Annotated in this window: 9 protein-coding genes and 1 pseudogene; 3 read left to right on the forward strand and 7 right to left on the reverse strand. The window is 36.1% G+C overall.

The features are described 5' to 3' along the window. The first annotated feature begins 440 nt into the window (after positions 1–440). Entirely contained in the window at positions 441–1,241 is an 801-nt protein-coding gene (locus AC5LWL_RS19800; RefSeq protein WP_493435923.1) for a formate/nitrite transporter family protein, read from the forward strand. Between the two features lie 611 nt (positions 1,242–1,852). Here AC5LWL_RS19800 and AC5LWL_RS19805 read toward each other — a convergent pair. Next, positions 1,853–3,886: pseudogene (locus AC5LWL_RS19805) on the reverse strand (glycoside hydrolase family 32 protein); the annotation flags it as partial. 649 nt (positions 3,887–4,535) lie between these two features. Between AC5LWL_RS19805 and AC5LWL_RS19810 the strand changes: the two are divergent. Next, on the forward strand, positions 4,536–6,287 hold the full coding sequence (locus AC5LWL_RS19810) for a SulP family inorganic anion transporter (RefSeq protein WP_493435924.1): 1,752 nt from the start codon (positions 4,536–4,538) through the stop codon (positions 6,285–6,287). A 25-nt stretch (positions 6,288–6,312) separates the two neighbouring features. Then, complete coding sequence (locus AC5LWL_RS19815) at positions 6,313–6,669, forward strand: ArsR/SmtB family transcription factor (RefSeq protein WP_493435925.1); 357 nt, start codon at positions 6,313–6,315, stop codon at positions 6,667–6,669. A gap of 293 nt (positions 6,670–6,962) precedes the next feature. On the opposite strand, the gene AC5LWL_RS19820 is transcribed toward AC5LWL_RS19815, so the two are convergent. The 6 genes from AC5LWL_RS19820 to AC5LWL_RS19845 form a co-directional block, all read right to left on the reverse strand. Continuing rightward, on the reverse strand, positions 6,963–8,399 hold the full coding sequence (locus AC5LWL_RS19820) for an aldehyde dehydrogenase family protein (protein WP_493435926.1): 1,437 nt from the start codon (positions 8,397–8,399) through the stop codon (positions 6,963–6,965). A 9-nt stretch (positions 8,400–8,408) separates the two neighbouring features. Continuing rightward, entirely contained in the window at positions 8,409–9,149 is a 741-nt protein-coding gene (locus AC5LWL_RS19825) for an amino acid ABC transporter ATP-binding protein (RefSeq protein ID WP_493436669.1), read from the reverse strand. A gap of 4 nt (positions 9,150–9,153) precedes the next feature. Then, the gene (locus tag AC5LWL_RS19830) at positions 9,154–9,861 is read right to left on the reverse strand and encodes an amino acid ABC transporter permease (protein ID WP_493435927.1); all 708 of its coding nucleotides are present in this window, start codon (positions 9,859–9,861) and stop codon (positions 9,154–9,156) included. Between the two features lie 51 nt (positions 9,862–9,912). Continuing rightward, positions 9,913–10,755 carry a substrate-binding periplasmic protein gene (locus tag AC5LWL_RS19835; RefSeq protein ID WP_493435928.1) on the reverse strand — a complete coding sequence of 281 codons (843 nt, stop codon included), beginning with the start codon at positions 10,753–10,755 and terminating at the stop codon, positions 9,913–9,915. Positions 10,756–10,803: 48 nt separating this feature from the next. After that, on the reverse strand, positions 10,804–12,156 hold the full coding sequence (gabT, locus tag AC5LWL_RS19840; RefSeq protein ID WP_493435929.1) for a 4-aminobutyrate--2-oxoglutarate transaminase: 1,353 nt from the start codon (positions 12,154–12,156) through the stop codon (positions 10,804–10,806). Between the two features lie 67 nt (positions 12,157–12,223). After that, positions 12,224–12,910 carry a GntR family transcriptional regulator gene (locus tag AC5LWL_RS19845; protein ID WP_493435930.1) on the reverse strand — a complete coding sequence of 229 codons (687 nt, stop codon included), beginning with the start codon at positions 12,908–12,910 and terminating at the stop codon, positions 12,224–12,226. Positions 12,911–13,188: the final 278 nt, after the last annotated feature.

A 13,188-nucleotide genomic window follows, 5' to 3' on the forward strand; every position in this document is an offset into this window, starting at 1 on the left:
AAACAATTTTATTTATCAGAAAATTAATGCATATAATTATGCATATTTTCTCATAATTCCGTCATTTTCGTTTCAATAAAATAATTAGTTTAATAACGACATTTATAAGGAATATTACATCATATAAACATTTATCAACTTTTGTTCAATTATCCTACCTCTTTATCTGAAAAAAAGTAAAATACAGGAAGCAAACTTAGTAACAGCACCCTTTCATGGTAGTCTACCTAAAAACAGACATAATTTTGTCATAATATAATAGTTTTTTTAAACTTTACATAGCTAAATTCATAGAGATTTTGTACACTATATAAGACCTAATTCAATTTCATTTTTTACTGGTTAAAGTCCATATCCTTATACAAGGATATTTTTATGTAAAAAAATCGGTGTATATATATATGGCTACAGCCAGTCTATATTTTTAGGAGGGTATTGTATTGGAAGTAAAATATTTAACAGAAGTTGAAGCATTAGCATTAAAGAAACTGAAAATCTTTAAACAAAGCCGCCTCCGCTCTATTCTGCGGTCAATGGTTGCTAGTATGTTTATAGGTTTTGGCGTAATTGTGGCATTTAAAACTGGGAATTTCTTTTTTATGGTAGATTCTCCAATGGCCTATCCTATGGCTGCACTTGTTTTTGGAGCAGCTATCATTTTAATTGCATACGGTGGCGGAGATTTATTTACCGGGAATACCTTTTACTTTACTTACGCTGCACTGCGGAAAAAAATAAGTTGGAACGAAGTATTTAAAGTTTGGGGGACAAGCTATTTAGGAAATATACTGGGTGCTGTTTGTTTTGCACTTTTAATCTATCTAACCGGGTTATTTAATTCACCAGATGTAAATAAATTTTTATTATACGTAGCAGAACATAAAGTAAATGCTCCAGTATCAGAACTTTTTTTCCGAGCAATTCTTTGTAACTGGCTTGTATGTTTAGCATTCTTTATCCCTATGACACTAAAAGGAGACGGACCAAAATTATTTGCAATGGTATTGTTTGTATTCTGTTTCTTTATCTCTGGGTATGAGCATAGCATTGCCAATATGTGTACATTTGCTATTGCGTTAGTGCTTGATCAAGAACCAGCAATCAATTTTGTTAGTGTGATCCGCAACCTTATCCCAGTAACAATCGGAAACTTAATTGGTGGGGTATTCTTTATGGGCGTGATGTATCATTTCATCAACAAACCATTTATGGATTTAGATGAAGAAGAGGAACAACAATAAAACAGCTATTTTTATACAAAAAAAGGGCTTTCCAATGGGTCAATTTATTGACAATTGGATGCCCTTTTTTCTGCTTAATCTTCCAGTATTAACTGTCACTCTAAAGACCTGTGATCAGCTGCTCCTTTTTCATCTTATTATTTCAGACTTTGCACGGGAACATTTACGTCATCAAGGTTGATATGCCCCCAGCTGCCTAATCCATTGTCTACCACTTTTATATAGCATTCTGTACCAATATAAGCAGATGCATTCCAATATTTTCTTGAATAAGTTTCCGTGTTTCCCCCTGTTTCTTTGAAGAGCTCTTTCCCATCCGATGCTCTTACTAATGAAACATATAATTTGCTGCTGTCATTTCCCCCAGCAACCAACAAGTCAATTTGTCCATCATCTCCTAAAATAAAATTTTGAGATTTAAGTGTTCCCGTTTGATCATCTCCTCCTTCTTTATAGCCCCAGAGATGAAACTTGCCATTTTGATTAAAGTCTCCACCCCAAAAGGTAGTATCTGCTGCAACATCTCCAGCACTAAATGCGTTACCATTAACAATTGTCCATCCATTTAAATTACCGCTTTCAAAATCATGATTCGTTAATTCTAGAGTAGAGCTTTTTTGCTTTGTATTTTGGAATATTGCGGTAGCATCCCATACATTTAACCCGAATTTTCCTGATTGGAAAGAGGAGTCATTTTTATCTATTACTAAAAGATCATCTACATATACTTTGAAGTTATCCCCTACTGCCACAACCTTCAAATGATACTTTTTATTTACATCTATAGTTGTGGGATATTCGGCTAACACTGTTGCTGATCCATTCACGAATTTAAACAATTTCACCAAATCATTTTTCGCATCCACATTGGCAAGATAGCTATTCTTCGCATCATCACTTGAACGGAAAACAAGTGCTCCTGCCCCTTTTCCATTGCCATCTTTCACCGTTATATCTGATTCATAGGTGAAGTTATCCGCAGTTTTTGAAGATAAAATAAAGGAATCTCCATCAGAACGTCCTTGTTTTCCTTCTATTGTATCAGCCCATAAACCGTTCACTGTTGTCCATCCAGATAGATTAGACTGAAATGGCGTGGCACCCCATACTTTATTTAATTTGTGAACAGTAAGAGTATTGATTTTTGTATTGCCGCCAACTGTATACACTTCCAGATTCGTACTTGATAGATTTGGAAGGATAATATCTGTCAGCACCTTTTGTCCATCATTTCCAAACACTTCAACAGATGAACGATCTACAAAGATGCGTAGCTTTATTTTTCCATTCACTGGCTGCATTGGTGCACTATGTTTTCCATTAAAAGTTGGGTTAAAATTCACATTGCCTGAATTCGTTCGATCAATAGATAACTGTGCTGTAGTTTTATCATAAGCTATTTTCGTGTACTGATTTCCCCCTTTACGAACAGTAAACCCAAACTCTGTTGCCGAAGTAGCATTGACATCAAATTCTGCATTGATCTCGACTGCATCCCCTGTGACACCACTTAATAGATTGCTGCTGGTAGGTGTTATCGTTTTATTTGTCCATGTATTTACTGCTCCTCGAATCGATTGCAGCTCCGTTATCGGCGTTTGCACCAGTCTAATTCCTTCCGAAAGTGTCTTTAGTTCTAATGTTCTTGGAATAGTCATCGCACTTCTCCATGGGCTGGTAGGTACGTCATTCGCATATTGCCAATTGCTCATCCATCCTAGCCAAATTCTGCGTCCATCGGCAGCTGGAATATCCGACCAAGAAACTGCAGCATAGAAATCTTTCCCATAATCCGTCCAAAGAACTTTACTTGCTTCGTTATCATTTACAAAGGTTGTGCCATTAAAGCTTCCTACAAAATATTGCATGCCAGACCCTCCAGAAGCTGCTCCATTTCCTAAGCTAATCTGCAGCACCCATTTCTTTTGAGTGGAGTTTCCGTCAACGGGAAGTTGGAATAAATCCGGACATTCCCATACTCCCCCATGACTTCCCTGCCCTTGACCAAAGTCACTCGCAAATGTCCATTGCTTTAAGTTTGTTGAGGTATATATTTTGATTCTGTCACTTGCCGCAAGCACCATTACCCATTTTTTTGTATCTTCATGCCAAAAAACTTTCGGGTCGCGGAAATCACTTAGTCCCGGGTTAGGAATGACTGGATTGCCAGTATATTTCGTCCACGTTCTGCCTTTATCGTTGCTGTATGCAATACTCTGAACCTGCGTTCCATTTTTATCTTGTGTGTACATTGCTACTAATGGTTTCTCTGCACCTGTTTGAAAGCCGCTTGTATTATTCCAGTCAACTACTGCACTACCTGAAAAAATAGTGCCATTATCATCTGGCGCTAATGCTGTCGGCAGCTGCTCCCAATGAACCAAATCTTTGCTGACCGCATGTCCCCAATGCATTGGACCCCATTGCAAGCCATATGGATAGTATTGATAAAACAAATGATATTCTCCAGCATAATAGACCATTCCGTTAGGGTCATTCATCCAATTTGCTTCTGGTGTGTAATGATACTGTGGTCGAAATTCTTCGTTATAATAATCTGCATCAGCTGCCTTTACTGATGCAGCCATAGGTAATAGTAGTAAAAAAAGAAACAATACACTTATTAATACTGATTTCTTTTTCATCTTTTTCCCTCACTTTTTCGTTCAATTTATTCGTTCCATCTTGAGGAGAATAGCGTACATGCTTTTTTCTCTGCCAAATTATTCTATATAATGAATAAAAGACTAAGCTTTTAAAGAAATTTAAATGTCGCGTGCTACAAAAAGAGCCTGTTTTAACTATTTTATCGCTCCATTTTCTACTGATATTTTTCTTTTTGCCGAAAGAAATTCTATCAGGATAATGCAGCTCAAAAAAGGTTAAGCAACAGCCGGTTAAGTTTTACATATGTTAATTGTTTCACTTATTGTGAATTTTTATTACAAATATGAAAGTTGTTCACTTTCCCTCCTTTCTAACGTAAAGGCAAACTGCTCTTATTTAAAAAAGCAGCAAAATCGTCCTTTCTACAATGATGAAATACTCTGCATAGATACAATAATAGTGTATAATACAATAAATGAAAACGCTATCATACTTTTCACCTAATCATTCAATTATTTTCAACTTTCATCTTCCCCACAAATTATGTGATACTTTATACCGCCTTACTTAAACCTTCATAAATAATTCATAAAAAACACTTTGACTAAACTGGAATATGGGTGTACTTTTAATTTAGTATATTCAAATAATCAAATATACTAATATTCAAATAAAAGAAGGGTTTATATGAAAAAATGGAAATTATTCGATTCTCGATTTAGAAATTATTCAATGTCTTCCTTTCAAAAGGATCTTTCCTCTGGAATTATTGTCGGCATTATCGCTATTCCTTTAGGCATGGCTTTCGCAATAGCTTCAGGAGTAAAGCCAGAGTTCGGTATTTACACCACCATTATTGCTGGATTGCTTATCTCTTTATTAGGTGGCTCTAAATATCAAATAGGTGGACCAACAGGTGCCTTTATTCCAATCATTCTTGGAATTGTTATCTCCTATGGATTTGAAAACCTATTAATTGCTGGTTTTATGGCAGGTATTATCTTAATTTTAATGGGAGTTTTGAAACTTGGCGCTTTTATTAAATATATTCCTAAACCTGTTACGATCGGTTTTACGTCTGGGATTGCTGTCATTATCTTTACTGGACAAATAGCCAATTTTTTCGGTTTAGAAGGTGTTAAAAAGCATGAAGCATTTATTGCTAACATGCATGAACTTTTTATCCATCTAGATACCATTAATATGTATAGTGTTTTTATAGCTATTTTTTGTTTTATTATTGTCCTTTTTTCACCAAAGTTCTTACCAAAAGTACCTGGTCCTTTACTCGCTTTGGTGTTGTCCACGATTGTGGCAGCATTTATCTTTCCAGATAAAGTGGCTACAATTGAATCGACATATGGCGGAATTCCCAGCAGTCTGCCTCAATTTCATTTTCCAGCTATAACAATTGAGCGGGTAATGTTATTAATAAAACCAGCATTTATTATTGCGATTCTTGGCTCGATTGAATCCTTATTATCTGCCGTTGTTGCAGACGGGATGACAAACAGTAAGCATAATAGCAATAAAGAATTAATTGGCCAGGGAATTGCCAATATGATCGCTCCATTATTTGGTGGTATTCCAGCGACTGGTGCGATTGCCAGAACAGCCACTAATATTAAAAATGGCGCCGTTTCTCCATTCTCTGGTATTATCCATGCGGGAACAGTGCTGCTTGTATTACTTGTTTTTGCACCGTTCGCTGGGAAAATCCCGTTAGCAAGTATGGCTCCAATTTTAATGGTTGTCGCTTGGAATATGAGTGAACATCGTATTTTTCGTTCTATTTTAAAAACAAAAACAGGAGATTCTCTTGTTTTAGCTGTTACCTTTTTATTAACTGTATTCTTTAATTTAACGACTGCTGTTGAAGTCGGCCTTATTTTAGCTGTTGTTATTTTCACAAAGCGTATGAGTGATATAATGAAAACATCGAAACTGGCACCAAACCAGCAGGAAAAATTGGAAATTATCGAAGAGAAAATGGCAAATGGATGTCCACAAATTAGTATTTTTGACATCGAAGGGCCATTGTTTTTTGGGGCTGCTCAAACATTTGAACAAACAATCTTAAAAACGATTCACTACAAACCAAGTATTCTTATTTTGCGAATGGGAAAAGTTCCTCTCATGGATATTACTGGGGAAGCTTATTTCTCCAATATTATTAAAAGCTTTACTCAACATGGAACGGTCATTATTTGCGGAATAAATCCACAGCCAAAAAACATTTTGAAGAAAACCGGTTTGTATCAGTTGATTGGGGAAGAATGTTTTTTTGAACATACTGGAGATGGAATAAACTACGCACTTCAGCAAATAAATCAAAAAAAATGCGCTGGATGTAAACAGTTAGCATTTCGTGAATGTGCAAACCTAGCAGCTTCTTCTTTACAAGAAAAAGAACAATTTCCTACTATTGCTACGAATTAAAGAAATAAGAAGGGGAGGAAATGATTTGAATTTAGACATACAACAATTTAAAGCGGACTTTTTTAAAGCACTTGCCCATCCTTTGCGAATTCGTATATTAGAGTTATTGTCTGAAGGCGATAAAAATGTGAATGAAATTTTAAGTCTTTTAGAAATGGAAGGATCGGCTGTCTCTCAGCAGTTGACCATACTTCGTTCTAAAAATATTGTGACTGGCACAAAGGATGGCAACCGGGTTATCTATTCATTACGGGATCCTGTCATTATTGAGCTTTTGTCTGTGGCAAAGAAAATCTTTAACAATCATTTGGTTGATGCGATTACAATGTTGGATAAGGTGGCGGAAACGGAGAAGGACAGACTGACAAAACTCCAGAATTAATTTTGGAGTTTTATTCTAGTTTGTCGAGAAAGTAAGATTACAAAATTTCAGACTGTTTAAAACGTTTATCTATCAAGGAATGACCCTTTTTGAGGCGGCCAACAGGATGATGGTCAGAACGGCGTTGTCACCGAACGTGACGTACTTAGCCGTTCTTCATCGTGATGAGCACCGCAAAAAACGAGGAGTTACGAAGAGAGTGAACGTTTTTCGGGCAGCCTGATTCTTATGTGGCTTGTTGCCATTCGTCTCTTGCGGTATTCTTTCATTTAGGCATTGCTTCTTATCATTCCTTAGCCAATATTAAAACCAAGAAATTTCACTTTCATCATTTCCTCCATTGTATAATGGACCCCTTCTAAGACGATACCGCTCTTCTTTACGCCACCATATGGAATATTGTCTTGACGGTATGTTGATACATCATTGATCCAAACCCCACCTGTTTCCAGTTTTTCAAACATACGGTAAGCTCTGTTAATATCATTTGTAAACACACCTGCCTGCAAACCGTAATCTGAATCATTTGCTGCCTCCAACACTTCTTCCTCCGTTTGAAAAGGAAGAAGTGTTACAATCGGAGCAAAAACTTCCTTACAAACAACTTTCATGGTTGCTGTGACATTTTCTAATATCGTCGGCTCTATTACTGAATTTATGCGTTTTCCACCTGTTAAACAGACGGCTCCCTCTGCCACTGCTTCTTGTATCCATTCTTCTGCCCGCCATGCTGCATCTTCCGTAATGAGCGGGCCAACATCGGTGGTTTCCTTTGCAGGGTCTCCGACTATTAGTGCTTTAACTGCTGAAACAAGTTCTTCTTTTACCTCTTTATATATTTCTTTCTGAACATATAAACGTTGGACTGAAATACATGCTTGGCCAGCAAATGCAAAACCACCTTTTACTACTGCAGCTACTACCTTTTTTATATCCGCATCTTGAAAAACAATGGTCGGAGAATTTGAGCCAAGTTCTAAAGTTACTTTTTTATTCCCCGCCATTTCCTTAATTTTCAAACCAATTTCTCCACTCCCTGTAAAGGTTACATATTTTATATCCTTATGTTTCACAAGTGGAGGAACTAATAATTCGCCCTCACCATTTACAACAGAAACAACTCCTTTTGGTAGGCCTGCTTCTTGCATTAGTATAACAAGTTTCATAGCAGAAAAAGGAGTTTTCTCTGCTGGTTTTAATACAACCGTACAACCGGCTGCAATAGCAGGAGCGATTTTATGGAGCACTAAGTTTAAAGGAAAATTAAACGGGGTGATGGCAGCAATAACCCCTACTGGTTTTTTTACTGCTAGGCCAATTCTTCCTACTCCAGCTTGAGCTGCATCCATCTTAATCAATTCACCATTATTTTTTAACGCCTCCTCTGCCGCAAATCGTAATACTTCGATTGCCCGCCTTACTTCTCCTTGTGCGTCACGGATCGGTTTCCCCGCCTCTTTTGATAGAAGTTCAACAAAGGATTGTGCCTGTATTTCTAATAAATCAGCTGATTTACGCAGTATTTCAGATCGTTTATATGCTGGCATTGTTTTCATTATTTGATGGAATGTTGTATTTGCTGTTTGAACCGCTTGTTCCATATCCTCTACTGTACCGAAATGAACTACACCAACTAAATCTTCATTAAAGGGATTCCTCACCTTAAGTAATTTGCGATTTTCTCCTTTTAAACAAATACCATCAATAAGAGACCCAATTTCCTCCATCATCATTTCCTCCTAATGCCCTACTTTTTTAATGAAACTTTTAGTTCTTTCGTTTTTTGGAAAATGAAAAAATTCCTTCGGAAGCCCTTCCTCCACAATGACACCACCATCCATAAAAATAACTCTGTCTCCAACTTCTTCTGCAAATTTCATCTCATGTGTCACAAGTACCATTGTCATCCCTTCGTTAGCTAATTCTCTAATGACCTCCAAGACTTCATTCACCAATTCCGGATCAAGTGCAGATGTTGCTTCATCAAAAAGCATAATATTCGGCTCCATCGCCAGTGCTCTTGCAATGGCAACACGTTGCTGTTGGCCACCGGAAAGCTGGCTCGGATAATGATTCATTCTTTCTCCTAAACCTACTTTTTCCAAATATATTTCTGCACTTTTTTTCGCTTCCACTTTTGATTTTTTTCGTATTTTTATTTGAGCAGCCATGACATTTTCCATTGCCGTCATAGTTGGAAATAAGTTAAATCGCTGAAACACCATACCAACCTCTGTTCGTAATCCAGCAACATGTTTTTCATTATATTTCTTAGTTGGCTCTACGAAATAATCTCCTTCTATTTTCACCGTTCCAGAAGTCGGTATTTCGAGAAAATTCAAGCATCTTAACAAAGTAGATTTCCCCGATCCAGATGGACCAATGATTACCACTTTTTCTCCTTGCATAATAGTCAGATCTATTCCTTTTAAGATTTCATTTTCTCCAAAAGATTTATGAAGATGATTTACTTCAATCATTGTTTTACACATGGCGCATTAGTCTCCTTTCAAGTAAGCGAACAAATTGAGCAAGAGGCAGACTTAATATTAAATAAGCACCTGCTAATATCGTATAGGATTCTATTGTTAAAAATGTTTGAGAGGCATACGCCTGTGTTCGCAGAAGCAACTCACTAACCGTTATAAATGCTAATAAAGAGGTATCTTTTATCATCATAATTATATAGTTTCCTAGCGTTGGAAGAGCAACTCTTGCTGCTTGAGGGATAACAATGCTCCATAATGCTTGTCTATGCGTGTAGCCTAATGCTAAAGCAACCTCCGTCTGTCCTCGATCGATGGAACTGATAGCAGAGCGAATTACTTCCGACAAATAGCAGCCATAGTTTATTCCGAGGCCGATTGCACCAGCTAAAAAAGGACTTAGATTAAACTGATAATCTGCTATCCAAATTTGTCCGATTAAAGAAATTAATAATGGCATTACATAGTACATGTAAACAAGCTGAACGAGCAACGGTGTTCCACGAATAATTTCCAGAAAAATCACTAAAATAAAATTGACCCATTTTATTTTCAGCATTCTTCCTAATGCAATAACTGTGCCTAAAATCAGTGCTAGAGTAAAACCACATACGGTTGCTCCTACAACCGTTCCTATCCCTTCCAAGAGTAATGGACTAATCTCTCGAAATGCTGTTAAGAAATCTAAATTCTGTACGATATTCATTTGCTCACCTCTTATTAGAGAAAGAGGCAATAACTGCCTCTTTCCACTTTATTATTCGACTTCTGTTAAGTTATCTTCATTCAACCCATATTTTTGTAAAACTTTAAGAATAAAACCTTCCTTTTTTAAGTTTTCTAATTCTTTATTTACCGCATCCAACAGCTCTGATTCTCCTTTTCTAACAGCCGCTGCGATATTTCCAGCACTTTCTGGTTTATATGGTGATACTAATTTAAGATTTAATGATGCATCTTTTGTAATCGTATAACCAGCAACTGCACTATCTGTAATTACGGCATCGATTTTTCCAGTATTAAGAGCTAACAATAGTTCTGCTTGTGATCCAAATACCGTTACTTGTTTAAGTTTTCCTTCTTTATTCAGTTTTTGAGCAAATTCTAGAAATGCAGTTCCCTTTTGTCCTCCAACTGTTTTGTCCTTTAAGTCATCAATTCCTGCAATAGTCGAATTTTTGTGAACAACGAGTGCTTCTCCTTCTGAATACCAGATTCCTGTGAAATCAACTAATTTCTCTCGTTCTGGTTTTATATACATTCCATCTGTAACCATATCTATTTTTTTATTATTTAATTCCAATAGTAGGTTTTCAAATTTTATCTCTTTCATTTCGACTTTTGCTATACCTAATCTTTTTGCTACTTCTTGCATAATCTCAGCATCGATTCCTGAGAATTTTTTTGTATCTTTATCTATAAAAGCGAAAGGAGCATCGTTCGAAGATCCTACTACTAATACTCCCTTTTCTTTTGCTGACTCTAGTGTATTTTTAGAAGAATTGTTATTTGCTGCTGTGTTATTTGTAGTGCTTGAGCAACCTGTTAAAATCATTAAGAATACTGCGATAAATAGAAAAAGACCGATTGTTTTTTTCATGTAAACACTCCTCGTATATTCGATTTAATAATCAAAAAATTCAGTATTTTATAAAGAGATTATTGCATTTTCTAATATCTCTTTTAAGACATTTTCCAATACATCCAGTCCTTCTTCTAATTGTTCATCTGTTATAACAAGCGGTACTAATATTCGAATACAGCTGCTATATATACCTGCATTTAAAAGAATCAACCCCCTTTGCTGAGCAAGCGAAATAATTTTATTAACCACTTCTTTATCCGGCTCTTTTGTTATTGGATTCTTGACAAATTCCATTGCAATCATAGACCCTAATCCTCTTATATCTCCAATTTGCGGATAGCTTTTTTGCCAATCCTGAAATCTCTCTTTAATCCGATTACCAATTATTTTTGAGCGTTTGTTTAAATCCTCAGATTCAATTATTTTAATTACTTCTAGTGCTGCTACACAGCCAAGTGGACTACCACCATATGTTCCGCCAATTTCCCCAGGGCTTGGTGCATCCATTATTTCCGATTTGCCTACAACAGCTGATATCGGGAGTCCAGCACCGAGAGACTTAGAAATCGTAATAAGGTCAGGAATCACATCAAATTGTTCTATTGCAAACATTGTTCCTGTTCTTCCAAAACCAGACTGAATTTCATCAGCAATAAATAATATTGCATGTTTTTCACAAATTGCTTTTAATCCTTTCATAAAAGCTTTGGATGGAACAATAAATCCGCCCTCCCCTTGGACAGGTTCGATAACGATTGCAGCAATTTCTTCGGATGGAACTTCTGTTATAAAGAAATCCTCCAGCCTTTTTAACAACTCCCGATCTACTTGTTCATCTGTCATGCCTTCTGGATTACGGTAATAATATGGATGGCTTATACGATAGGTTTCTGGTGCAAATGGACCAAATTGGAATTTATATGGCTTTACTTTGCTTGTTAAAGACATGGTAAGAAGCGTACGTCCGTGATACCCTCTCTCAAAAGAAATTATTCCTTTTTTTTTCGTATATTTACGGGCTATTTTTATCGCATTTTCGACTGCTTCTGCTCCGCTGTTTGCAAAAAATACTTTTTTATCATGCTTTCCTGGCGTAATTCTTGCTAATTGTTCTGCAAGTTCTATATAAGGTTCATACATCATGACATTAAAACAGGTATGAATATATTTATCCATTTGCTCTTTTAGACGATCCACCACTTGTTGTGGACGGTGGCCGACATTTAATGTGCCAATTGCTCCGGCAAAATCTAAAAATGTATTGCCATCAACATCTGTTAACAATGCCCCTTCCCCATAATCCGCAAAAGCAGGTACTGTATTAAATGGCCCTCTTGGCACAACCTTCTCCTTTCTTGCCAACATACTTTGGGATTTTGGACCTGGAATGCTCGTTTTCATTTGAATAGATACCATAATTTTCATCCTCCATTGTATTTTAAAATTGTATTTTAAAATTGTATACAATCTTACCCAAAAAAAATTACATGTATTTCGTAATAATTTGACTGATAGAAAGTGAGGTATTAAATTGTTTGGAAAAATCAATATCCTTTACAATTGAGGGGATATGCAAATAGGCCATCCTTTTTGCCTCTTCCTCCTCACCATTAGCAATAGCATTGTATATAGCAGTATGTTCCTTTAGTACATCGTAACAGTGGTTTTCCGATACATCATAAAAGGTTAAGATAATATGGCTTAAGGAAATGATTTTCCGTAAAGATTCAACGAGATAAGGATTTCCTGAAGCTTCTATGATGACCATATGAAATTTTTCAATAACAGGCAATGCTTTTTCCGGCATATTCTTTTTATAGCATTCTTCCTCCTTCTGTAAATACCCCTTCATCTCTTGCAGCTGATTTTCTGTAACGAATTTGCTTGCAAGGGCAGCTGCTTCTGGTTCTAAAACCTGTCTTACAAAAAAAATCTGCTCGGCCTCTTTAGGACTTGGACAATAAACAAAAGCCCCCCTTTTTGGAATTATTTCAACTAGTGATTCATATTTTAACCGTTGAAGAACAGTCCGAATCGGTGTTCTACTAACCCCAAATGAATCAGCTAGTGAACTTTCTATTAATTGTATTCCTGGTGGAAGATCTGTATTAAAAATAGCATTTCTTAATACATGATAAATCATGTCTTCCCTGTTCTTTAATTTAGACAATTAGGTGCCTCCTCCGATTTTCTGGATGTATACAGCAGGCTTAACTCTGTTTCTATAAAATAACATAAACTATTTAAATAATCTGAATTTTCGTCATATAATCTAACATGGTTTTTTTAAATATATTGACTCTTTTTTTAAAATAATTATCTAATACTCTTCAAATAATTATATCAAACTATTATTAGTATATTCGCTTTTTCGAACTTGCACTATAATTACAAGAAAAAACAAAACTACGAATAGACAGAAGTATTTTAAACAATTTTCAAGTGATA

The sequence above is a fragment of the Niallia sp. WK069_GA_01 genome (genome assembly GCF_983173855.1).

Excerpts from the sequence above, each read along its gene's own strand:
- AC5LWL_RS19810 (WP_493435924.1), top strand. The coding sequence starts at position 4,536 with ATGAAAAAATGGAAATTATTCGATTCTCGATTTAGAAATTATTCAATG.
- AC5LWL_RS19820 (WP_493435926.1), bottom strand. The coding sequence starts at position 8,399 with ATGATGGAGGAAATTGGGTCTCTTATTGATGGTATTTGTTTAAAAGGA.
- AC5LWL_RS19825 (WP_493436669.1), bottom strand. The coding sequence starts at position 9,149 with ATGATTGAAGTAAATCATCTTCATAAATCTTTTGGAGAAAATGAAATC.
- AC5LWL_RS19830 (WP_493435927.1), bottom strand. The coding sequence starts at position 9,861 with ATGAATATCGTACAGAATTTAGATTTCTTAACAGCATTTCGAGAGATT.
- AC5LWL_RS19835 (WP_493435928.1), bottom strand. The coding sequence starts at position 10,755 with ATGAAAAAAACAATCGGTCTTTTTCTATTTATCGCAGTATTCTTAATG.
- gabT (WP_493435929.1), bottom strand. The coding sequence starts at position 12,156 with ATGGTATCTATTCAAATGAAAACGAGCATTCCAGGTCCAAAATCCCAA.